Origin of the sequence: Plantibacter auratus (assembly GCF_050587365.1) — a bacterium.
In the GTDB taxonomy this organism is placed as follows: domain Bacteria; phylum Actinomycetota; class Actinomycetes; order Actinomycetales; family Microbacteriaceae; genus Plantibacter; species Plantibacter auratus.
This window is the reverse complement of the sequence record NZ_JBOBFV010000003.1, coordinates 201,410-224,341: the sequence shown is the minus strand read 5'-3', so window position 1 is coordinate 224,341 and position 22,932 is coordinate 201,410. Positions and strand designations below refer to the sequence as shown.

Annotated in this window: 15 protein-coding genes and 1 tRNA gene; 11 read left to right on the top strand and 5 right to left on the bottom strand. The window is 71.3% G+C overall.

Annotated features, from left to right (window positions below; genetic code table 11):
• Positions 1-2 precede the first annotated feature (2 nt).
• Positions 3-776 (bottom strand): PspA/IM30 family protein, encoded by a 774-nt coding sequence (locus ACQ3HE_RS13990; RefSeq protein ID WP_064295284.1) that lies wholly within the window; start codon positions 774-776, stop codon positions 3-5.
• Between the two features lie 74 nt (positions 777-850).
• A complete protein-coding gene (locus ACQ3HE_RS13985; protein ID WP_430893185.1) occupies positions 851-2,923 on the bottom strand; it encodes a TPM domain-containing protein in 2,073 nt (690 codons plus the stop codon).
• 277 nt (positions 2,924-3,200) lie between these two features.
• On the opposite strand from ACQ3HE_RS13985, the gene ACQ3HE_RS13980 reads away from it, so the two are divergent.
• Positions 3,201-3,947, top strand: coding sequence for a gamma-glutamyl-gamma-aminobutyrate hydrolase family protein (locus ACQ3HE_RS13980; RefSeq protein WP_064295286.1), 747 nt, complete (start codon positions 3,201-3,203; stop codon positions 3,945-3,947).
• A 185-nt stretch (positions 3,948-4,132) separates the two neighbouring features.
• Entirely contained in the window at positions 4,133-4,963 is an 831-nt protein-coding gene (locus ACQ3HE_RS13975; RefSeq protein ID WP_071262446.1) for a DUF3097 domain-containing protein, read from the top strand.
• 230 nt (positions 4,964-5,193) lie between these two features.
• Here ACQ3HE_RS13975 and ACQ3HE_RS13970 read toward each other — a convergent pair whose 3' ends face one another.
• Positions 5,194-6,528, bottom strand: a complete 1,335-nt coding sequence (locus tag ACQ3HE_RS13970) for an aminotransferase class III-fold pyridoxal phosphate-dependent enzyme (RefSeq protein ID WP_430893184.1) — start codon at positions 6,526-6,528, stop codon at positions 5,194-5,196.
• 159 nt (positions 6,529-6,687) lie between these two features.
• Between ACQ3HE_RS13970 and ACQ3HE_RS13965 the strand changes: the two genes are divergently transcribed.
• Both ACQ3HE_RS13965 and ACQ3HE_RS13960 read left to right on the top strand, forming a co-directional pair.
• Positions 6,688-10,692 (top strand): Pls/PosA family non-ribosomal peptide synthetase, encoded by a 4,005-nt coding sequence (locus ACQ3HE_RS13965; RefSeq protein WP_430893183.1) that lies wholly within the window; start codon positions 6,688-6,690, stop codon positions 10,690-10,692.
• Complete coding sequence (locus ACQ3HE_RS13960) at positions 10,692-12,026, top strand: M1 family metallopeptidase (RefSeq protein WP_430893182.1); 1,335 nt, start codon at positions 10,692-10,694, stop codon at positions 12,024-12,026. Before ACQ3HE_RS13965 ends, ACQ3HE_RS13960 begins: the two co-directional genes overlap by 1 nt.
• A 6-nt stretch (positions 12,027-12,032) precedes the next feature.
• Here ACQ3HE_RS13960 and ACQ3HE_RS13955 read toward each other — a convergent pair whose 3' ends face one another.
• On the bottom strand, positions 12,033-12,701 hold the full coding sequence (locus ACQ3HE_RS13955) for a 4'-phosphopantetheinyl transferase family protein (RefSeq protein WP_430893181.1): 669 nt from the start codon (positions 12,699-12,701) through the stop codon (positions 12,033-12,035).
• A 55-nt stretch (positions 12,702-12,756) separates the two neighbouring features.
• Positions 12,757-12,831: transfer RNA gene (locus ACQ3HE_RS13950), tRNA-Arg, on the bottom strand.
• Positions 12,832-12,921: 90 nt separating this feature from the next.
• Between ACQ3HE_RS13950 and ACQ3HE_RS13945 the strand changes: the two genes are divergently transcribed.
• The 7 genes from ACQ3HE_RS13945 (at position 12,922) to rho (ending at position 22,891) form a co-directional block, all read left to right on the top strand.
• Positions 12,922-13,755, top strand: a complete 834-nt coding sequence (locus tag ACQ3HE_RS13945; RefSeq protein WP_086473968.1) for a transglutaminase-like domain-containing protein — start codon at positions 12,922-12,924, stop codon at positions 13,753-13,755.
• 60 nt (positions 13,756-13,815) lie between these two features.
• The gene (locus tag ACQ3HE_RS13940) at positions 13,816-15,486 is read left to right on the top strand and encodes an arginine--tRNA ligase (protein ID WP_064295369.1); all 1,671 of its coding nucleotides are present in this window, start codon (positions 13,816-13,818) and stop codon (positions 15,484-15,486) included.
• Positions 15,487-15,604: 118 nt separating this feature from the next.
• On the top strand, positions 15,605-16,372 hold the full coding sequence (locus ACQ3HE_RS13935; RefSeq protein ID WP_430893180.1) for an LmeA family phospholipid-binding protein: 768 nt from the start codon (positions 15,605-15,607) through the stop codon (positions 16,370-16,372).
• Between the two features lie 322 nt (positions 16,373-16,694).
• Complete coding sequence (gene lysA, locus ACQ3HE_RS13930; protein WP_430893179.1) at positions 16,695-18,101, top strand: diaminopimelate decarboxylase; 1,407 nt, start codon at positions 16,695-16,697, stop codon at positions 18,099-18,101.
• Positions 18,098-19,417 (top strand): homoserine dehydrogenase, encoded by a 1,320-nt coding sequence (locus tag ACQ3HE_RS13925; protein ID WP_079002763.1) that lies wholly within the window; start codon positions 18,098-18,100, stop codon positions 19,415-19,417. Before lysA ends, ACQ3HE_RS13925 begins: the two co-directional genes overlap by 4 nt.
• A gap of 65 nt (positions 19,418-19,482) precedes the next feature.
• On the top strand, positions 19,483-20,439 hold the full coding sequence (gene thrB, locus ACQ3HE_RS13920; RefSeq protein ID WP_430893178.1) for a homoserine kinase: 957 nt from the start codon (positions 19,483-19,485) through the stop codon (positions 20,437-20,439).
• Between the two features lie 232 nt (positions 20,440-20,671).
• Complete coding sequence (gene rho / locus ACQ3HE_RS13915) at positions 20,672-22,891, top strand: transcription termination factor Rho (protein ID WP_159879209.1); 2,220 nt, start codon at positions 20,672-20,674, stop codon at positions 22,889-22,891.
• The last annotated feature ends 41 nt before the right edge of the window (positions 22,892-22,932 follow it).

Genomic DNA, 22,932 nt, shown 5'->3' with positions numbered 1-22,932 from the left:
TACTACTGTCCGGCGTTCGGCGTGTACTCGGGTCCGGAGGACTCGATCGCGGGAGACGCGGAACCGCCGCCCTTCAGCGCGGCGAGGCGGGCCTCGACCTCGGTCAGCTCGCCGAGGTCCTCGAGGTCGTTGAACTGCGCGTCGAGACTCGAGGCGGCGAGCTCCTGCTGGCCGAGCACCTTCGCCTCCTCGCGGCGGATCTTGTCCTCGTAGCGGCTCAGGTCGCTCGTCGGGTCCATGATGTCGATGCTGCCGACCGCATCCGCGACCTTGCGCTGGGCCTCCGCGGTCTTGGCACGGGCGACGAGCTCGCTGCGCTTCGTCTTCAGCTGCTCGAGCTTCGTCTTCATGCCGTTGAGGCCGTTCTTCAGCTGCTCGACGACCTTCGTCTGCGAGGCCAGCTGCGGCTCGGCCTGCTTGGCCTCGTTCTCGGCGCCGATCTGGCGCTGGAGCGCGATCTTCGCGAGGTTGTCGAACTTGTCGGCGTCCGCGGCGTTGCCCGCCTGACGGTATTCGTCGGCCTTGCGACTCGCGGCCAGCGCCTTGGTGCCCCACTCGGAGGCCGCCTCGACGTCCTGCTGGTGGTCCTGCTCGAGGAGCCGGAGGTTGCCGATCGTCTCGGCGATCGCGCTCTCGGCGTCGGCGATCGAGTTCGTGTAGTCCCGGACCATCTGGTCGAGCATCTTCTGCGGGTCCTCGGCGGAGTCGAGCAGCGCGTTGATGTTGGCCTTGGTCAGCTGGGCGATGCGTCCGAAGATGGACTGCTTCTCTGCCATGGTGTGGTTCCTCTCTCGTGTCCTGCTGGATCGTGTCGGTCGGTGTCTGGTGATGAGGTGGGTGGTGCCGCGGATCAGAAGCGACCGCCGCCGCGTCGGGAACGGGTGCCGCCGCCACCGAAGCTGCCGGCGCTGCGTGAGCGACCGGAGCCGCCGCCGAACATGCCGCCGCTCGATCCTCCGCCGCCGAACATGCCGCCGCCGGAACGGGACCCGCCGCCGCCGAGGACGGAGTTGATCAGGATGCCGCCGAGGACGGCACCGAGCATCCCGTTGCCGCCCTGCTGCCCCTGGCCGCCGCCGAACATGCCGTCGAGTCCGCCCGCCGACTGGCTCTGGAACTGCCCGAGGTCGGCCTGGGCGAGCTGCACCGCTTGACTCGCGAGCGAGTTGGCGCGCTGGGCGAGGGAGAGCGCCTGCGTCGGGTCGTTGGCGGCGAGGCCCTGGGCCTGCACGAGGCTGCGGCCGGCTTCGGCGAGGCGCGTCCGGGCCTCCGGGCCGACGGCTCCGCGCCGCGAGACGATGAAGTCCTCGGCAGCCGACACCTGCGCGCCCGCCGTCTGCAGGGTCTGTCCGAGGGCGGCTGCAGCGCGTTGTCGCTGCTCCGCCGCGGTGCGCACCCCTTGGAGAGCACCGTCGATCTGCGTGTTCGCCGCATCCAGGCGGGCGAGGAGGGCGATCGGGTTGTTCGGTGCGCCGAGCGCGCCGCGAACCTGGGAGACCGTCGCGGTGGTGCTCGCGACCGCCGCGGCGAGGGTGCCGGTCGGGTCCGGTTGGCCGCCAGCCGCGGCGACGTCTCCGTCCAATTCGGCCAGTCGGGCGGCGAGGTGCTGCTCGGCGGTCGTCAGGTCGGCCTGCAGCCGCTTCACGGCCCCGGTGAGCTGGGTGGCCTGGTCGAGCGCTTCCTCGGCGGCTCGGATGCCGACGGCGGCCTCGCCCGAGTCTCCGGCGGCGAGCCGTGCAGCTGCGTCCGAGATCGCCGCGGTGGCGAAGGCGAGACGCTCCGTCGCCTGCGCCGGGTTGTCGATCACGGTGATGAGGGCGTCGGGGCTGTAGCGCGTCTGCAGGGCGCGCACCGCGTCTTGCGCGGCCGTCACCGTCGGTCCGGCCGCGGCCGCCCTGGCTCGCAGCTCCTCGACCGCGGCGGGTGCGTTCTTCTCGAGCGCGCGGAGCTCGTCGAAGGAGGCTGCTTGTTCATCGAGCACGTGGTTCGCGTGCTCGCAGAGCCGGATGATCTGGAGGTTCCAGTCGCGCTGTTGCTGCTCGGTGTCCGGCTCGGCGTCGTCGAGCCGCTGCTTGAGCGCGAAGGCATGTGCGAGGTCGTCCTTCGCTCCGGCGAGGGCGGCGGTGAACGCGGCCGTGGCCGGTTCGCCGTAGGAGGCGGTCGCGAAGCCGAGCTCCTCCTCGCTCGTCCGGACGGCGTCGTCGGTCTGGACGAGCGCACTGCCGGCGAGTCGTTCGAGCTCGGGGATAGGGGCGGTGGCCAGCGGGTCGACCGGTGCCCCCTGCCGGCCCGCGATCACGGCGCCGTCGCCGTTCGCAGCGCGGCGTCGGCGGAGGAAGACGACCAGGAGGACGACGGCCACGACGGCGACGACCACGATCAGCAGGATGGTCAGCCACCCGGCCGAGCCGCCTGAACCACCACCGCTGCCTCCGATCGACCCGCCGCCGACGGCGGCACCCAGGCCTTCGGCGGCAGCGACGCCGGCGCCGGCCCAGTCGTCGTCACGCAGCTGCGGCAGGATGCGCTGCTGCTCGATCTCGGTCAGCTGATCGCCGCTCACCGGTCCACTGGAGTCGCCGGAGAGGTAGTAGGCGCGGTCCTCCGTCGCCACGGCCAGCAGGTACTGGTTCGGTCCGAGGTTGTTGTCCTTCGCGGTCTGGTTCGCCCAGGACTCGGCGTCACTCGGGTCGGTGAAGGTCGGCACGTAGACCACCCAGAGGTCGACGCCGTGATCCGCGGCCAGGTCGTCGACGGCCGTCGTGATCTCGGAGACCTCGCCGCTGCTGAGGACGCCCGCACTGTCGGACACGCGCCCGGCTCCGAGCTGCACCGGGCTCTCCGCCCAGGCGGCGGTGGCCCCCGCTCCGAGGAGCACGGCCACGCAGAACGCCCAGATCGATACCGCCCAGCGAACCCGCATCGGTCACCTCGTCACTCGTTCGGACCCTGGAGCCCCACCCCGCGGCTCGGTTCCGAGTCTAGGTCCGGGCCCTCGACATCTCTACAGCGGGCTCCCAGCGAGCGCGCCGAACCAGAGCTGTGCTATGCGGCGGTGACGGGGCTTCGCCGACACCGACCGTGACGCCGACACCGACCGTGACGGACTCTGTTACCGACCGTGACGCGGCCGCTCGCGCGAGGGCGTCTGCCCGGCGAGACTGGTCGAGTCACCTCACGGAACCCCTGGAAGGAGCATCATGCAAGGACACGTCTCACCCATGCTGGCGCTCGTCGAGGTCACCAGGTTCCGTGAGGACGACCAGGCGTACCACGAGTACGTGCAGATCCTCGTCGGACGGACCATCGCCGCCGCCGAACGGGCCGGCTGGCGCGTGACCCGGTTGGCCGCGCACGACCTCGGCACCGATGCGCTCCTCGCCTCGACCGACGGGGCTTCCGCCGTCGTCATCATGGGCGGCGCCGACATCGATCCCGCCCAGTACGGCGGCACCACCGGCTACCGCGCCGAGGGCCAGCACTTCCCCGAGGCCGACCGCGCCCAGCTGGCGGTCGCCCGTCGCGCCGCCGAGCGAGGCACGCCGCTGCTCGGGATCTGTCGCGGTCACCAGATCATCAACGTCGCCCTCGGCGGGACGCTCGTGCAGGACCTCGGTGAGCACAGCGCCCACCGCAACGAGGGTGTCCCGGTCGATGAGAGCATGACCCCGCACGAGGTCGAGCTCGACCCCTCGAGTGCCCTCGCATTCCGACTCGGTGCCCGTCACCTCCAGGTGCAGAGCGCCCACCACCAGTCGGTCGGCGAGCTCGGCGAGGGCCTGCGTGCCGTCGCCTGGGCCTCCGACGGCACCGTCGAGGCGATCGAGCACCGCACCCTGCCGATCACCGGCGTGCAGTGGCACCCCGAGGACCCCGGCACCGTGGACGACCAGCTCGGGCTCCTGCTCGGCGGTCTCGCCCGCGAGGCTGAGCGCGCCGCAGCCTAGTCGGGGCGTGTCTCCGCACCGGGCGGCTTCCCACGCCAGCAGGCCCTCCCGCCGCGGGCGACCCACCGCTCGACCTGTCCCCGACTCAGGACGGCGTCGGCGTGTCGAGCCTGGATTGCGGCGTGTCGGCCGCGCCACGCCGGGGCCGTCCTGAGAAAGGTCGGAGGGTTGGTTAGCGTTGACGGGTGTTCGAAGACAGGTATGGTCAGGACGTCCTCGCGGGGGACTGGCGGAAGAAGAACCGCGTGGTGGCCCGTGAGGTCGAGGCGGTGACCGACCTCGTGGTCGAGGAACTCGGCGGCTTCTGCGGCGCGATCACGCGCGTCGAGGCGAAGACGGTCGAGCTCGAGGACTACCGCGGCAAGCGACGCGTGTTCCCCATGGGGGCGGGGTTCCTCCTCGAGGGTGAGCCCGTCGTCCTCGTCGTGCCGAAGCGCGCACCGACGGGGCGGGCGCGCACCGCCTCCGGCTCCTTCGCGGTGGAGACGACCGCTCGGGTGGCTCGCGCGAGCCGGATCTTCGTCGAGGGTCGCCACGATGCGGAACTCGTCGAGCGGGTCTGGGGCGACGACCTCCGCGTGGAGGGCGTCGTCGTCGAGTACCTCGCGGGCGTCGACCACCTCGACGCCGCGCTCGCCGAGTTCCGGCCGGGCCCGGACCGCCGTGTCGGCGTCCTCGTCGACCATCTGGTCCCCGGCTCGAAGGAGCAGCGCATCGCCGACGCCGTCATGGCCGGACCGAACGGCCGGAACGTCCTCATCGTCGGGCACCCGTACGTCGACGTCTGGCAGGCCGTGAAGCCCGCCAGGGTCGGCTTGCGCGAGTGGCCGACCATCCCTCGCTCCATCGAGTGGAAGAAGGGCATCTGCCAGGCGTTCGGCTGGCCGCACGACTCGCAGGCCGACATCGCCCGGGCCTGGAAGCGCATCCTCGGTCAGGTCCGGACCTTCAACGACCTCGAGCCGGAACTCCTCGGTCGCGTCGAACAGCTCATCGACTTCGTCACCGTCGACTGACCCGCTTTCGTCGGTTGCGCCAGCGCGGTGCGCTGACGTCACCGCGGGTCACAACCGCGAGCGCACCCCTCCGGAGGCCCGCGCTCACGCGCCCGGACCGCGCCCGAGCCGATTCGGGCGGGTTCGCGTCAGCGCACCGCGCTGGCGGACGGGTTCGGCGGCCACAGACCCGCGCTCGCGTCAGCGCACCGCGCTGGCGACCCCACCGGCCAGCGACGGTGGCGCGTCGGTCAGGAGGAGACCTGCCCCAGGGCGTCCTCGAGGACGGACACCGCGTCGCGGAGGAGCTCGTCGGACATGACCGCGCTCGGGAGGAGTCGCAGCACCGAGTCCCATGAGCCGGCGTCGAGCACGAGCACGCCCTGGGCGATCGCCGCGTCGATGACGGTCTGCAGTGCCGTGGGGTGCGGCTGCTTCGTGCCGGGGACGACCAACTCGACGCCGGCCATCGCACCGATGATCCGGACTTCGCCGACGATGTCGAACCGCTCGGCCCAGTCACCCATGAGCGATCGCAGGGTCGCCTCCACCCGACGGGCCTCGCCCAGCAGGTCCTCGCGCTCGATGACCTCGAACGTCGCGAGCGCGGCCGCCGTGGACACCGGGTTGCCGCCGAAGGTACCGCCGATGCCACCGGGCTGGACCGCGTCCATGATCTCGGCGCGCCCGGTCACGGCCGACAGCGGGAAGCCGCCGGCGATGCCCTTGGCGCTCGTGATGAGATCGGGCACGACCCCGTGGTGCTCGATCGAGTACCAGGCGCCGGTGCGTCCGATGCCGGCCTGGATCTCGTCGGCGACGAACACGATCCCGTTCTCGGTGCACCACTCGCTGATGCGCCCGAAGTAGCCGGGCGCGGGGATGACGATGCCGCCGTCGCCGAGGACCGGTTCGGCGAAGAACGCGGCGACCTCACTCGCACCGATGTGCCGCTCGATGTAGTCGATCGTCACCTCGGCAGCCGCCGGTCCGTCGAGTCCGTCGCGGAAGGGGTAGGAGAGCGGGACGCTGTAGATCTCACCGGGGAACGGGCCGAACCCGAGGCGCTCGGGCGCAGGCCGGTAGGTCATCGCCATCGTCAGGTTCGTGCGTCCGTGGAAGGCGTGGTCGAGGGCGACGATCGCGCGACGTCCGGTGTACTTCTTCGCGATCTTCACCGCGTTCTCGACGGCTTCGGCACCGGAGTTCAGGAGGATCGAGCGCTTCTCGAAGTCGCCCGGCGTGATCTCGGACAGCTTCTCCGCGACGCGCAGGTAGTTCTCGTACGGCGTCACGGTGAAGAGCGTGTGCGTGAGCTTCTTCGCCTGCTCGGCTGCGGCTGCGGCGACGTCGGGGTGGGCGTGCCCGATGGTCGTCACGCCGATGCCCGTTCCGAGGTCGATGATGTGGTTGCCGTCGACATCCACGAGGATGCCGCCGGAGCCGTGGTCCATCCACACCGGCGCGAGGTTGCCGGCACCGCGCGACACCGCGCGGCGGCGCCGTTCCGTGAGGGCGAGCGATCGGGGGCCGGGGATGGCGGTCACGAGCTGGCGTTCCTGGGGCACGGAGTAGTCGATGGTCATGCAGGCCATGGTAGGCGCGCGTCCTCCGAGGATGCCGGGGGCCGACGGAGCGTCTCCGACGATTCCACGACATCTGGCGGTTGACTGGTGTTCACCAACCGTCCATGCGCGCTGCCTACCGTTGGCGGCGCTGAACAGCCGGACGACAGGGGATCGCGTATGGACGCCGACACCAGCACCGCCCTCCTCATCGAGCGGCAGCCCGCGCTGCTCGGTGGCGTGCGTGCACCGGCCGAGCGCACCCTCCTCGACGTCCTCCGTGACGTCGCCGCGTCGCACCCCGAGGCCTCGGCGATCGAGGACGCGGAGGGAGCGCTCAGCTACCGCGAGCTCGTCCTCAGCGCGGAGCGGGTCGCGGCCGGGCTGTTCGCCGCCGGGGTCCGGCGCGGTGACCGGGTCGGTGTCCGGATCGCCTCGGGCACCCGCGACCTCTACCTCGGGATCCTCGGGATCCTGTTCACCGGAGCGGCCTACGTGCCCGTCGACGCCGACGACCCGGAGGAGCGGGCACGACTCGTGTTCGGTGAGGCGGCCGTCGTCGGCGTCCTGGTCGACGGCGGTGTCTTCGAGCGTTCGCGCCGAGGCACGGAGGACCCGGCCGATGACGGCGCCGATCCCGACCGGGTGCAACTCGCGACGGGCGCGGCACCCCACCCGGGCACCCGGGCGATCCCGGTCCTCGAACCACCGCGACCGGGCGACGACTCCTGGATCATCTTCACCTCCGGCTCGACGGGCACGCCGAAGGGCGTCGCCGTCTCGCACCGCTCTGCCGCCGCGTTCGTCGACGCCGAGGCGCGGATCTTCCTCCAGGCGGAACCCCTCGGCCCCGGTGATCGTGTGCTGGCCGGCCTGTCCGTCGCCTTCGACGCGTCCTGCGAGGAGATGTGGCTCGCCTGGGGACACGGCGCGTGCCTGGTCCCGGCGCCGCGCTCGCTCGTCCGCAGCGGCATGGACCTCGGACCCTGGCTCACCGCGAAGGGCATCACCGTGGTGTCGACGGTGCCCACGTTGGCGGCGATGTGGCCCGCCGAATCCCTCGAGAACATCCGCATGCTCATCTTCGGCGGCGAGGCCTGCCCGCCGGAGCTCGCCGCCCGGCTGGCCGTGGACGGTCGCGAAGTCTGGAACACCTACGGACCCACCGAGGCCACCGTCGTCGCCTGCGCCGCGCTGTTGACCGGCGAGCAGCCCGTGCGCATCGGACTGCCACTCGACGGCTGGGACCTCGCCGTGGTCGACGCCGAGGGCATCCCGGTCGAGGAGGGCGGCGTCGGTGAGCTCATCATCGGCGGCGTCGGACTCGCCCGGTACCTCGACCCCGCCAAGGACGCCGAACGGTATGCGCCCATGCCGAGCATCGGGTGGTCGCGGGCGTACCGGAGCGGCGACCTCGTCCGCTACGAGGCCGCAGGACTCGTGTTCCAGGGGCGCGCGGACGATCAGGTGAAGATCGGCGGTCGGCGCGTGGAACTCGGGGAGATCGAGGCCGCCCTGCAGGCGCTGCCGGGCGTCTCGGGTGCGGCAGCAGCCGTCCAGCGCACCGCCGCCGGGAACGCCGTCCTCGTGGGGTACCTCGCGGTGCCCGACCGCGACGGGTTCTCCGTCGAGCGGGCGCTCGACACCCTCCGTGAGCAGCTCCCGGCACCGCTCGTCCCGCTCCTCGCGGTCGTCGGCGAGCTGCCCACCCGCACCTCCGGCAAGGTCGACCGGGCCGCGCTGCCGTGGCCGCTCGACGCCGCCGACGGGGAGGACGCCTCGACCCTGTCGGGCACCGCCGCGTGGCTCGCCGAGCAGTGGACGGCCGTCCTCGGGGTCCGGGTCACGGCCGAGAGCGACAACTTCTTCAGCCTGGGCGGCGGGAGCCTTGCGGCCGCGCAGCTCGTCTCGCTCATCCGCACCCGCGATGCCGAGTTCACGGTCGCCGACATCTACGGCCACCCCCGACTCGGCGCGATGGCAGCCGAACTCGACGGCCGACGCCCCGAGCGTCGCAGTCGGGCTGCCGTCGCGGACCCCGTGCTCCCGACGCCGCTCGCGACCCAGTGGGCGCAGACCCTCCTGGGTGTCCCGCTCCTCATCCTCGTCGGACTCCGGTGGCTCGTGTACCTCCTCGCCGGCAGTCGGGTCCTCGGCCTCGTCGCGGACGTCCCGTACCTCCCCATGGTCTCCTGGTGGTGGATCGCCCTCGGGTTCCTCGTGGTCATCACCCCGATCGGACGCATGGCGATCTCCGTCGTCGCGGCGAAGCTCCTCCTCGTCGGCGTCCGCCCGGGCGACTACCCGCGCGGCGGCTCGGTCCATGTGCGACTCTGGCTCGCCGAACGCGTCGCCGACACGGTCGGCGCGGTGAGTCTCGCCGGAGCCCCCTGGATCTCGAGCTACGCCAGGGCGCTCGGCGCGAAGATCGGTGCCGACGCGGACCTCCACAGCGTGCCGCCGGTCACCGGGTTCCTCACCGTCGGGGCGCGCGCATCGATCGAGCCCGAGGTCGACCTCCGCGGCTACTGGGTCGACGGCGACACGCTCAGACTCGGCCACGTCCACATCGGCGCCGAGAGCACGGTCGGCGCTCGCAGCACCCTGCTCGCCGGCACCCGGATCGGCAAGCGTGCGGAGATCGCGCCGGGATCGTCCGTCTTCGGCCGCGTCCCCTCCGGACACCTGTGGTCGGGGTCGCCCGCCGTCCGCGTCGGCAAGGCGAAACCGGTGTGGCCGACCGAACGACCCCCGCGTCGCCGACGCTGGCTGTTCGCGTACGGCGCGGGATCGGCGCTGCTGTCGGTGCTGCCGTTCCTCGCCTTCGTGCTGGCGGCGGCGGTCGTGGCGGCGGGCGCGTCGGGCGCGACCAGCCTGCTCGAGTTCTCCTGGCGCGCGCTCCTCTGGGTGCCCGTCGCCACCCTCGTGTGGTTCGTCGTCCTGGCGATCAGCACGATCGGCCTCGTCAGGCTGCTCGGCCTCGGTCTCAGCGAGGGCTACTTCCCGGTGCGCAGTCGGGTCGGTTGGCAGGTGTGGGCGACGGAGCGGCTCCTGGACGCCGCGCGCACCCTCCTCTTCCCCCTGTACGCGAGCCTCTTCACGCCCGTCTGGCTCCGCCTGCTCGGGGCGAAGGTCGGGCGCAACGTGGAGGCGTCGACGGTCCTCCTCCTCCCGCGGATGACGACCGTCGGCGACGGTGCGTTCCTCGCGGACGACACGATGGTGGCCTCCTACGAGCTCGGTGGCGGGTGGATGCGGATCGCCGGTGCGTCCGTCGGCAAGCGCGCCTTCCTCGGCAACTCCGGCATGGCGGGCCCCGGCATGCACGTTCCGAAGAACGGGCTCGTCGCCGTGCTGTCGGCCGCACCGCGGAAGGCCAAGTCCGGCTCGTCCTGGCTCGGGAGCCCACCGATGCGACTCCGGCGGCAGGTGTCCGACGCCGATCTGGACCGGACCTACGACCCGCCGCTCCGGCTCCGGATCGCCCGTGCGCTGTGGGAGCTCTGCCGCATCGTCCCCGTCATGGTGACGACGGGCATCGCGCTCCTGGTGCTCCTCGCGCTCGCCTGGTTCGCCGACACCTGGGGTCTCGGTGTCGCGATCGCCGTCAGCGGAGCCGTGCTGTTGGCCGCCGGCGCGGTCGCGGCCGGGATCACGACCGTCGCCAAATGGGTGATCGTCGGCCCGATCCGCACGGGGGAGCACCCGCTCTGGTCCTCCTTCATCTGGCGCAACGAGGTGTCCGACACCTTCGTCGAGATGGTCGCGGCGCCCTGGTTCGCGGCACCCGCCACCGGCACCCCCGCCCTCACCTGGTGGTTGCGCTCGCTCGGAGCCCGCATCGGTCGTGGGGTCTGGTGCGAGAGCTACTGGCTGCCCGAGGCCGACCTCGTCCGACTCGGCGACGGCGCGACGGTCAACCGGGGCTGCGTTGTGCAAACGCACCTGTTCCATGATCGAATCATGAGTATGGATCAGGTCGAACTCGCATCGGGCGCCACGCTCGGGCCGCACAGCGTCATCCTCCCCGGAGCGCGGATCGACGACGACGCGACGGTCGGACCGGCCTCGCTCGTCATGCGCGGCGAACGCGTCCCCGCGGGCACCCGGTGGAGCGGCAACCCGATCGGCCCGTGGCGCGAGGTGACGACGGCGGAGTACCGGGAGCCCCAGGTCGCGTCCTGATGGGGGAGGCTCTCGCCCGTCTGCGGAGCGCAGGCGACCCCTACACGCCCTCCAGCGGGAACCGTGGCTACCGCGTCGTCCGGTACGAGCTGGAGCTCGACTACGACGTCGACCGCAACGCCCTGTCCGGGACGGCTCGACTCACCGCCGTCGCGACGGAGGAGCTCACGCGGTTCTCGCTCGACCTCGCCGCGCTGCGCGTCACCCGTGTCCAGGTCGACGGGGTCGAGGCGAAGCGGACGCACAGCTCGGGCAAGCTCACGCTGACGCCCCGGAACACCATCGCGGACGGCGCCGAGTTCTCCGTGCTCGTCCGGTACTCGGGTGCGCCCCGTCCCGTGCGCAGCCCCTGGGGCGAGATCGGCTGGGAGGAACTCGAGGACGGCGTCATCGTGGCGTCCCAGCCGTGCGGCGCATCGAGTTGGTTCCCCTGCAACGACCACCCCTCGGACAAGTCGTCCTACCGGATCAGTGTCACGGCGTCGTCGGCGTACACGGTCGTCGCCCCCGGGGAGCTGGTGTCGCGGCTCGCCCGCGCGAGCCGGACCACGTGGGTCTACGAGCAGCCTGAACCGATGGCCGCCTACCTCGCGACGGTGCAGATCGGCCGGTACCAGCGGCTCGCCGTCAGCGCTCGGGTCGCGACGAGCACGGTGCCGGTCGTCGCACACCTGCCGCGCGACCTCACCGCGCGGTTCCGACACGACTTCGCCGACCAGGTCGACATGCTGGCGTGCTTCGAGCGCGCCTTCGGGCCCTATCCCTTCGGCAGCTATGGCGTCGTCATCACGGACGACGTGCTGGAGATCCCCCTCGAGGCGCAGGGGATGAGCGTGTTCGGCCGCAACCACGTCGACGGCGTCAGCGGTTCGGAGCGGTTGATCGCGCACGAGCTCGCCCACCAGTGGTTCGGGAACAGCCTGACGATCGCCGCCTGGCGGGACATCTGGTTGCACGAGGGCTTCGCCTGCTACGCCGAGTGGCTGTGGTCGGAGGAGTCGGGCGCTGAGACGGCCGACGCCTGTGCTCGGGCGCACTACGCGGCGCTCCGACGGGCGCCGCAGGACCTCGTCGTCGGCGACCCGGGACCCGCGGACATGTTCGACGACCGGGTCTACAAGCGGGGCGCGATCGCCCTGCACGCCGTGCGTCGACTGCTCGGCGACGAGGCGTTCTTCGACCTCCTGCGTGACTGGGTGGCGTCCTTCCGGCACTCGAGCGTGTCGACGGACGACTTCATCCGGACGGCCGATCGACATGCGCCGGCACCGGTCGAGCCGCTCCTCGACGCGTGGCTCTTCCAGGAGGCGCTCCCGCCGTTCCCCGTCGGCTGAACCGGGTCAGGGGAGCAGGAGGGCCGTCGCGACGACGAATCCCGGCGCGGGATCCGGGCGGTCGACGACGAAGCGGTGGCCCGCGGTCTCGGAGACGTGTGGTGCGGCATCCGGCCCGAGGTCGATCGTCGCCGGATCGGTCATGAGGCCCGTACCGAGGGCCTTCGTCACGGCCTCCTTCGCCGTCCAACGCTCGGCGAGCGCCCGGAGGCGTCGTCGGTCCGGCAGTCGCTGCCACTGCTCCCGTTCCGCGGGGGTGAGGGCGACGTCCTCGACGCCGGCGAACCGGGCCGCGTCGAGCCGTTCGACGTCGACACCGACGGGGTGCTCGATCGACACCGCCACAGCGGAGGCGTCGGCGGTGTGGGAGACGCTCACGTGGACGGTCCGGTCACCCGTGCGCACCCGTGGTCGTCCGTGCGCGAGACCGCAGTCCGAGCAGACCGCCGTGACCTCGATCCGCTCGGGGCCGGTGCCGATCGTCTCCGCGACGGTGCGCACGAGCAGTGCGCGACCGAACAGGAACCGACGGGCCGCGGCCTCGGACGAGGTGTCGAGGCGGTCACGGGCGGACGCGTCCAGCCGGGCGGCCGTGCCGGCGAGGTCGAGCTCAGCGGCGCTGGCCCAGCGCAGGAAGCGGACCGTCGGCTGCGGGAGGGGATCGGCTCGGTGCATGGCCCCCGCGTCCCGGAGTCGGAGCGATGCGAAGCAGGACCTCGCGAGATGGTGATGGTGCCCTCGACTGGATTCGAACCAGCGACTTCTTCCTCCGGAGGGAAGCGCTCTTCCGCTGAGCTACGAAGGCGGAACGTGTCCAAGCTACCAGAGTCGGGACCCACGCCGGTACCGGAGACGTGCGGGATCGGCGTCCCCGGTCGCGTGGGACAATGAGGTCATGCAGCGCACCCTGACCGCGTCGCTCGATCTGCGGGTGCACGATCGAGCCGACCTCATCTTCTCCATCGCTGCAGCCGGCGGCACCCCGCTGGCGAGCGAGCGACTGCAGGTGCACTCCTCGGACGGCCCGTGCGCCGTCACCGAGATCGTGGGTCCGGACGACACACGACTCCACCGGGTCATCGCCGAGCCCGGCCGCTTGCAGGTCGACTACGAGGCGGTGGTCGTCGGGCAGGCCGTGCCGCGTCCCGTGGACGCCTTGGAGACCGTGACCTACCTCCGTCCCAGCCGGTACTGCGAGTCGGACGCGCTGTTCTCGCTCGCGCGTTCCGAGCTCGGCTACCTCCTCGAGCACCGTCGCCTGCACGAGGACGGCACGGTGTCCGGCGGTCTGCAGGTGCTGCCATGGGTGGCTGCCTGGGTCGGACGCCACCTCTCCTACGTCTCCGGCTCCACGACCGTGTCGGACAGTGCGGTGTCGACCCTGGCCGCGGGCCGTGGCGTGTGCCGGGACTTCGCGCACCTGACCATCGCGATGCTTCGGGCGCTCGACATCCCGGCCCGGTACGCCGCTGTCTACGCCCCGGGTCTCGTCCCCATGGACTTCCACGCGGTGGCCGAGGGCTTCGTCGACGGCGCCTGGCACGTGGTCGACGCGACGGGCCTGGCACCGCGTCAGTCGCTCGTCCGCATCGCCACCGGACGCGACGCCGCGGACGTGGCCTGGTTGAGCAACCATCACGGCAACGTGACCGTCGAGGACATGCGGATCGACGCCCTGATCGACGTCCTGCCCGCCGACGACCCGGCGCAGGCGGTCGTGCTCGCCTGACGGTCGCCCCCGAGGCCCACCGTGTCGCCGGTGCGACGCGCCCGGGTAGAATCGCTCCTCGTGACTCCTGAAGACCTCGCCTCCGCCCTGCACGCCATCGTCGTTCCGATCGTCGAACGACGACGCGAGGCGGCGGGCATCACCGACGAGGTCGCGGTGTCGGTCGACGACGTGGTGCTGGAGCGCCCGAAGAACCGCGATCACGGCGACTGGGCCTGCAACATCGCGATGAAGCTCGCGAAGCGGGTGGGGGCCAACCCGCGCGAGCTCGCGCAGGAGTTCGCCGACGCGCTCGTGCAGGTCGACGGTGTCGCCTCGGTCGAGGTCGCCGGCCCCGGGTTCATCAACGTACGCCTCGACGCCGCTGCCGCGGGTGCGCTCGCGAAGGTGATCGTCGACGCCGGTGACGCGTTCGGCCGCAACGACAGCCTCGCCGGTCAGACCATCAACATCGAGTTCGTCTCGGCCAACCCGACCGGCCCGCTGCACATCGGCCACACGCGCTGGGCCGCGCTCGGCGACTCCCTGGCTCGCGTGCTGAGCGCGTCCGGTGCGACGCTCGTCAGCGAGTACTACATCAACGACGCCGGCAACCAGATGGACACCTTCGCGGACTCGATCCTCGCAGCGGCCAAGGGGGAGCCGACGCCGGAGGGCGGCTATCCCGGGGCGTACATCGGCGACCTCGCGAAGACCGTGCTGGCCGAGATCCCCGACCTCCTCGAGCGTCCGGACGCCCGCGAGGTCGCGCGGGAACGCGCCTACGCCCTGCAGCTCGGTGAGATCCGCGCGTCCCTCGAGCGCTTCAACGTCCACTTCGACGTCTGGTTCAGCGAGCGCACGTTGCACGCGACGGGCGAGGACGGCACGAGCCTCATCGACCAGGCCGTGGACCGCTTGCGCGAGCAGGGGCACGTGTTCGACGAGGAGGGCGCCGTCTGGGTGCGCACGACGGACTTCGGCGACGACAAGAACCGCGTCATCCGTCGCTCCAACGGCGTCTACACCTACTTCGCCGCCGACGCCGCGTACTACCTGAACAAGGGCGACCGCGGCTTCCAGCACAAGATCTACCTGCTCGGCGCCGACCACCACGGCTACGTCCACCGGTTGAAGGCCCTCGCGGGCGCAGCCGGAGACGACCCGGACCGCGACATCGAGGTGCTCATCGGGCAGCTCGTGAGCGTGAACGGCGCCCGACTCTCCAAGCGAGCCGGCAACATCATCGAGCTGGACGACCTGCAGGCCTGGATCGGGACGGACGCCCTGCGGTACTCGCTCGGTCGCTACCCGGCCGATTCGCCGTTGGCCCTCGACCCGGAGCAGCTCCGCAGCCGGACGAACGACAACCCCGTGTTCTACGTCCAATACGCCCACGCCCGCACGAATTCGGTGGCGCGCAACGCCGCCTCGGCCGGGGTCGACCGCAGCGCCTTCGCTCCGGAGCTGCTCGTCCACGAGACGGAGTCGGCGCTCCTCGGCGTCCTCCAGGAGTTCCCGCGGATCGTCGCGCAGGCCGCACAGCTGCGCGAGCCGCACCGCGTCGCCCGGCACCTGGAGGAGACCGCGAGCCTGTACCACAAGTGGTACGACAGCTGCCGGGTCGTCCCGATGGGGGAGGAGCCGGTCACCGACCTGCACCGCACGCGCCTCTGGCTGAACGACGCGACCGGCACCGTCATCCGCAACGGTCTCGCGCTGCTCGGCGTCTCCGCCCCGGAGCGCATGTAGTCGCATCCCGCGGGAGATCCGCGCGGGCGCAGGACGATTCCCCGGAAGGGGTCCTGCTCCCGCGCCGACCTGCTCCGGCCGCGGGCCCGGTGACGCGACGGTTCGCTACCCTCGGACCATGAGTGAGCATCAATCGTCGCGTCAGCGGAGGCGTCCCTGGCTCCCGATCGTCATCGTCGTCGGGGTGCTCGTCGTCCTCGTCGGCGCGTTCCTGATCGCCGACACGATCGTGCGCGGCGTCGCCGAGGAACGCGTCGCGACGCAGATCGAGCAGAGCCTGCCGGACAACGTCGACGCGGACGTCGCCGTGTCGATCGGCGGTGCCTCGGTCATCGCCCAATACCTCTCCGGAACGTTCGAGCACGTCGACCTGCGTGCACCGGACGCGAGCGTCGACGGCGTCCCGCTGGACCTCCGGGTCAGTGCGGACCGGGTCCCCCTCGACCCGGAGCAGACCATCGGTCGAGTGGTCGCGACCATCAGGATCGATGCTGCCGGAGCGGCGGACCTCGCCAAGACGGCCGGGCTCCCGGGCACGCTCACCCTCGGCGACGACGAGATCGGGTACGCGGGCGAGGCGACCGTCCTCGGGTTCACGATCCCGTACGACTTCTCCGTGGCGCCGACCACCACGGCCGACCGCGTGAACCTCATGCCGACGTCCGTCAACGTCGACACCGGCCTCCTCGGCGTCATCGACCTGCGGGCGCTCGTGACCGGGTTCCTGCAGGGCGACCCGCCGAGCATCTGCCTCGCCCAGTACCTGCCAAAGGGGGTCGACCTCGACGGGCTCGCGGTGACGCCGGAGGCGGCGACCGCCACCCTGACGTCGACGACGCTCCGACTCGACGAGGCATCGCTGCAGACGCTCGGCAGCTGCGACTGAACCTCGCCCCGCCACCCGGCGGCGGAGGGGAGCAGGCCACCCGACGTCACGATGCTGCACGGGCACGCGCGTCTCGCTAGACTTTCCGTACACCCACTGCTCCGACCGGGCGGTGAGGTGTGCCGTCGGGCCCTCGGGCCCGTGTTCCACCACAGTCGTTCCAACCGAGCGGCGATGGGTGCGGACGACTGTGATCACCAACCACCGGGTCGTGCGCATCCACCTTCATCGGTGCTCTGCAAATCGGTGCTTCAGGGGCCAAACCGGGTCCGCTCGCCCAACGAGAACCTCCTTTTCCGCTCAACAGGACTCAGGACACCCCGTGGCCAGAAACCCCCTCGCCCCCGACTGGCTCGCCGAGCCCGTCGATCCGAACGCGCTCGATCCGGCCGTGTGGCCGGCCTCGGCCGCCCGCGACACCGACGGCCTCCTGCAGCTCGGCGGCGTCGACGTCCGCACGCTCCGGGAGCGCTTCGGCACGCCGCTCTACGTCGTCGACGAGGACGACGCGCGGGCCCGCGCCCGCACGCTGAGAGAGGCGTTCGAGCGTGAAGCGGCGGCCCGCGGCACGAGTGTCGCCGTCTACTACGCGGGGAAGGCGTTCCTCTCGGTCGAGGTCGCGCGGTGGATGACGGCGGAGGGCCTCCGCATCGACATCTGCAGCGGTGGAGAACTCGCCGTCGCACTCGCCGCCGGAACCGATCCGGCCCAGCTGGGCTTCCACGGCAACAACAAGTCGGTCGCGGAGATCGAGCGAGCCGTGGGCGTCGGGATCGGCGCCATCGTGCTCGACAGCCTCACCGAGATCGACCGCGTCGCCGCGGCGGCCGAGCGCGCCGGCCGGATCCAGTCGGTGCGCCTGCGCGTGAACAGCGGCGTCCACGCCCACACGCACGAGTACCTCGCGACCGCCCACGAGGATCAGAAGTTCGGCCTGCCGCTCGAGGACGCCGTCGACGCCGTCACGCGCATCCGGGCCCACGCCTCGCTCGACTTCCTCGGACTCCACTGCCACATCGGCTCGCAGATCTTCGGGTCCGACGGGTTCGCCGAATCAGCCGCCCGCCTGCTCGCCGTGCACGCGCGCCTGCTCGAGGGCGGCCCCGTGCCCGAGCTCAACCTCGGTGGCGGCTTCGGCATCGCCTACACCAGCGCCGACGACCCGACGCCGATCGAGCAGCTCGCGGCGGACATCCTCGCCGGAGTCCAGGCTGCGGCGGACCTCCACGGCGTCCGGATCCCGAAGCTCGCCTTCGAACCGGGACGCGCGATCATCGGCGGCGCAGGCATCACGCTCTACGAGGTCGGCACGATCAAGGACGTCGTGGTCGCCTGGAACGACGAGGGCGAGACGGCGGTCCGCCGCTACGTCAGCGTCGACGGCGGGATGAGCGACAACGCCCGGCCGTCGCTGTACGGCGCGGACTACACGGTCCGGATCGCCGATCGCGTGAGCGACGCGTCCCCCGCGCTCGTCCGGATCGCCGGCAAGCACTGCGAGTCGGGCGACATCGTCGTGAACGCCGACTACCTGCCGGCGGACGTCCGCGACGGCGACCTCCTGGCCGTCCCCGCGACCGGGGCCTACTGCTGGTCCCTCGCGAGCAACTACAACTACCTCGGTCGCCCGGCCGTCGTCGCCGTGTCGGGTGGCGCGGCCCGCGTCATCGTGCGGGGCGAGACCGAGCACGACCTCCTCAGCCGCGATGCGGGATTGGACACGGAATGATCGAATACCGCGGACTGAAGGTCGCCCTCCTGGGTGCCGGATCGGTGGGCTCGCAGGTGGCGCGTCTGCTGCTCGAGCACGCCGACGAACTGGCGTCCCGAGCCGGAGCGAGCCTCGAGCTCATCGGCATCGCCGTGCGCGACGTCGACGCACCTCGCGACGTCGACCTGCCGAAGGAGCTGTACACGACCGACGCCGAGCAGCTCATCCTGAGCGCCGACATCGTGATCGAACTCATCGGCGGCATCGAGCCGGCGCGCAGTCACATCCTGCAGGCCATCAACGCCGGTGCCGACATCGTCACCGCCAACAAGGCGCTGCTCGCGACGCACGGCCCTGAACTGTTCGACGCCGCTGAGCAGGTCGGCGCCCAGCTGTACTACGAGGCGGCCGTCGCCGCGGCGATCCCGATCATCCGACCCCTGCGGGAGAGCCTTGCGGGCGACCGCATCAACCGGGTGCTCGGCATCGTCAACGGCAGCACGAACTACATGCTCGACCGGATGGACCGCTTCGGCGACACGATGGAGGACGCGGCAGCCGTCGCGAGCGAGCTCGGGTACCTCGAGGCCGACCCGACCCTCGACGTCGAGGGCTACGACGCGGCGCAGAAGGCGACCATCCTGGCGAGTCTCGCCTTCCACACCACCGTCCCCGTCGAGGCCGTCCACCGTGAAGGCATCACCGGGATCACGAAGGCGCAGGTCGACCTCGCCCGCAGCGAGGGCTACGTCATCAAGCTGCTCGCGATCGCCGAGCGGATCGTCGACGAGACGACCGGCGAGGAGGGCCTGTCCGCCCGCGTCTACCCGGCGCTCATCGGTCGGGAGCACCCGCTCGCCGCAGTGCACGGCGGCAACAACGCCGTGTTCGTGGAGGCCGAGAACGCCGGGAGCCTGATGTTCTACGGCGCCGGTGCCGGTGGCAAGGAGACCGCCTCCGCGGTGCTCGGCGACCTCGTCTCGGCGGCCCGTCGTCACGTCGCCGGCGGCCCCGGTGTCGGCGAGTCCACGCACGCCGACCTGCCGGTCCTCGAGATCGGCCGCGTCACGACGCGATACCAGGTCACCCTCGAGGTGGCCGACGAACCCGGCGTGCTCGCCGCGGTCGCTGGGATCCTCAGCGACGGCGGTGTCTCGGTCGAGACCTTCCAGCAGTCCGTGGCCTCCTCGGACGGGACGCTGTCGACCGCTACCCTGGTCATCGGCACCCACCGGGCGCTCGAATCGGCCCTCGCGGCCACCGTCGAGCAGCTCGCCTCGAACGCCCACGTCGAGCGGGTCGTGTCCGTGCTCCGGGTCGAAGGAGCCGAGTAGGTGCCGAACCGCACGACCACCGACCGCGTCGCTCGACGACCTCTCACCAGATTGCAGGCATCCCTATGAGTCAGACCGAACCGCTTGCGATCGGACGCACCGTCACCGTGAAGGTGCCGGCGACCACCGCCAACCTCGGCCCCGGCTTCGACACGCTCGGTCTGGCGCTCGCCCTGTACGACGAGCTGACCGTCACGGTCCGCGAGGAGCCGGGCGTGTTCGTGGAGGTCATTGGCGTCGGTGCCGGCGAGGTGCCGACCGACACGTCGAACCTCGTGATCACCGCGATCGCACATGCTCTGCGTGCCTACGGCCACGACCTCCCCGGTCTCGACGTCGTCGCGCGGAACGTCATCCCGCACGGCCGCGGCCTCGGTTCCTCGGGCGCTGCGATCGTCTCCGGCATCATGGCGGCGAAGGGGCTCCTCGAGGGTCGGGTCGAGCTCGGACCGGACGACCTCCTCCGGCTCGCGACGGAGATGGAGGGTCACCCCGACAACGTCGCTCCGGCGCTGTTCGGCGGCCTGACGATCGCGTGGACGACGGACGACGGCCCGCAGCACAAGAAGCTCATCGTGCACCGCGGGGTCTCGCCGCTCGTGCTCGTCCCCGAGCACACGATGTCCACGGAACTCGCCCGCAGCCTGCAGCCCGCCAACGTGCCACACGCCGACGCGGCGTTCAACGTCTCGCGTTCGGCGCTCCTCGTCGCCGCGCTCACGCAGAGCCCCGAGCTCCTGCTCGCAGCCACCGAGGACCGGCTCCACCAGAGCTACCGCGCCGCCGCGATGCCCGAGACGAACACCCTCATCACGCTGCTGCGTGAGCACGGCTTCGCCGCCGTCGTGTCCGGCGCCGGCCCGTCGATCCTCGTCCTCGCGGACGATCCCGGACGACGCCTCGAAGCCACCGCGCTGGTCGCCGAGCACGCCACCACCCCGTGGCAGTCGCTCATGCTCGCGGTCGACTTCAAGGGTGCTACAGTGGGAGGGCACCCGGCCCACCCCGCCTCTTCGGCGTAACCGGCTTCCGGGGCAATTCCGCACAATCATCGCTTTCGCACCAATTGATCGCGTCTGTTCGGGTCCCACCGTGTTTCCATCCTGCTGAGCAGCGCTCCGCCGGGTCGTCGCACCGGGCTATCCGCACAGGCTCTGCGTCGTGTGAACATCACCCACCCGCCGCACAGGATTCCGGTGCGATCGCCGCCTGCGCGAGACAGCTCTGTCTCGACGCAAGGGAAGGAAGACACACGTGACAGACGTCAACGAAGGCGCCTCAGGCGTCTCGCTGGATGCCGACCCGAAGACGCTCAAGGTCGCCGACCTGCAGCGTCTCGCCGCCGCTCTCGGAGTGGCCGGAGCCTCAAAGCTCCGCAAGGGCGAGCTGGTCGAAGCCATCCAGACCATCCAGAACAGCACCGACACCGACACCGACGCCGCGGTCACCGAGACCGCCGACGTCATCGAGTCGGTCTCCGCGCTCGAAGTCGCGCCGGAGGCACCGGTGCAGTCCAAGCTGCCCGAGCTCGACCTCGCGCTCGACCAGGCCTTCGGTGCCGAGAAGGCGGCCCCGCCGGCGCGACGCAAGTCCCGCCGGGCCACGACGGCCACCGTCGCCCCGAACGCGACCCCGATCGTCGGCGCCCCCGTCGTCGAGGCACCGGCTGCGCCGGCTGCCGCACCCGCCCCGGTCGAGGCCGAGGCACCGTCCGCTCCGGCCGACGCGGCTCCCGCCGAGCAGTCCGATGACGCCGCCGCGACCGCCGAGTCGCCGAGCGCCGACGAGACGACCCCCGAGCAGACGCCGAGGCGTTCGCGCGGCAACCGCCGTGGTCGCGGACGCGATCGCGACCGCAACGCCGACGACGCCGAGCAGAACACGGCTGAGCAGGGCACCGGCGAGCAGGCCGGCGGCGAGCAGAACCGCGCCGCACAGAACGCCTCCGAGCAGGACTCGAACGACGACGCCGCGAACACGGACGCCGACGACACCCAGGACGGCGAGCAGCAGGACGGCCAGTCGTCCGGCGGGCGCCGCGGTCGTGGCCGAGGCCGCAACCAGAACAACGGCGGCCAGAACAACGGCAACCAGAACACCGGTGGCCAGAACGCCGACGCCGGCCAGAAGGCCGACGCCAAGCAGGAGCAGCAGGGGCAGAACCGCGGCAACCAGGGCGGTCAGGGCAACCAGGGCGCACCGGGCGACGAGTCCGAGGGTCGTGGCGGCCGCAGCCGCTACCGCGACCGCAAGCGTCGCGGATCCGTGCAGAACGACGACGTCGAGCCCGAGATCGCCGAGGACGACGTCCTCATCCCGGTCGCCGGCATCCTCGACGTCCTCGACAACTACGCCTTCGTGCGCACCTCCGGCTACCTCCCGGGCACCAACGACGTCTACGTCTCCCTCGGCCAGGTGAAGAAGTACCACCTGCGCAAGGGCGACGCCGTCGTCGGGGCCATCCGTCAGCCGCGCGACAACGACAGCAGCAGCCGCCAGAAGTACAACGCGATCGTCAAGGTCGACTCCGTCAACGGTCTGTCCGTCGACGAGGCCGGCGCCCGCGTCGAGTTCGGCAAGTTGACCCCGCTGTACCCGCAGGAGCGCCTCCGTCTCGAGACGGAGCAGACGAAGCTCACGCAGCGCATCATCGACCTCGTCGCACCGATCGGCAAGGGCCAGCGCGGCCTGATCGTCGCCCCGCCGAAGGCCGGGAAGACCATCGTCCTGCAGCAGATCGCCAACGCGATCTCGATCAACAACCCTGAGGTCCACCTCATGGTCGTGCTCGTCGACGAGCGTCCCGAAGAGGTCACCGACATGCAGCGCACGGTGAAGGGTGAGGTCATCGCCTCCACCTTCGACCGTCCGGCCGAGGACCACACGACGGTCGCTGAACTCGCGATCGAGCGCGCCAAGCGTCTCGTCGAGCTCGGCCACGACGTCGTCGTGCTGCTCGACTCGATCACGCGTCTCGGTCGTGCCTACAACCTGGCCGCACCCGCCTCGGGTCGGATCCTCTCCGGCGGTGTCGACGCCGCGGCGCTGTACCCGCCGAAGCGTTTCTTCGGAGCCGCTCGCAACATCGAGAACGGCGGATCCCTCACGATCCTCGCGACCGCGCTCGTCGAGACCGGTTCCAAGATGGACGAGGTCATCTTCGAGGAGTTCAAGGGCACCGGCAACTCGGAGCTCCGGCTCTCGCGCCAGCTCGCCGACAAGCGGATCTTCCCGGCCGTGGACGTCAACGCGTCCTCGACCCGCCGCGAGGAGATGCTGCTCGCCCCCGACGAGGTCAAGGTCACCTGGAAGCTGCGTCGTGCCCTCGCCGGCCTCGACCAGCAGCAGGCCCTCGAGGTCGTCCTCGGCAAGCTGAAGGAGACCACGTCCAACGTGGAGTTCCTCGTCCAGATGCAGAAGTCGATGCCCGCACCGACCTCGCACAGCCACGGACACGAGAACAACCACCGCTAGCGGTCCCGACCGACCCCATCCGTACCCGCGCCGCACCGGCA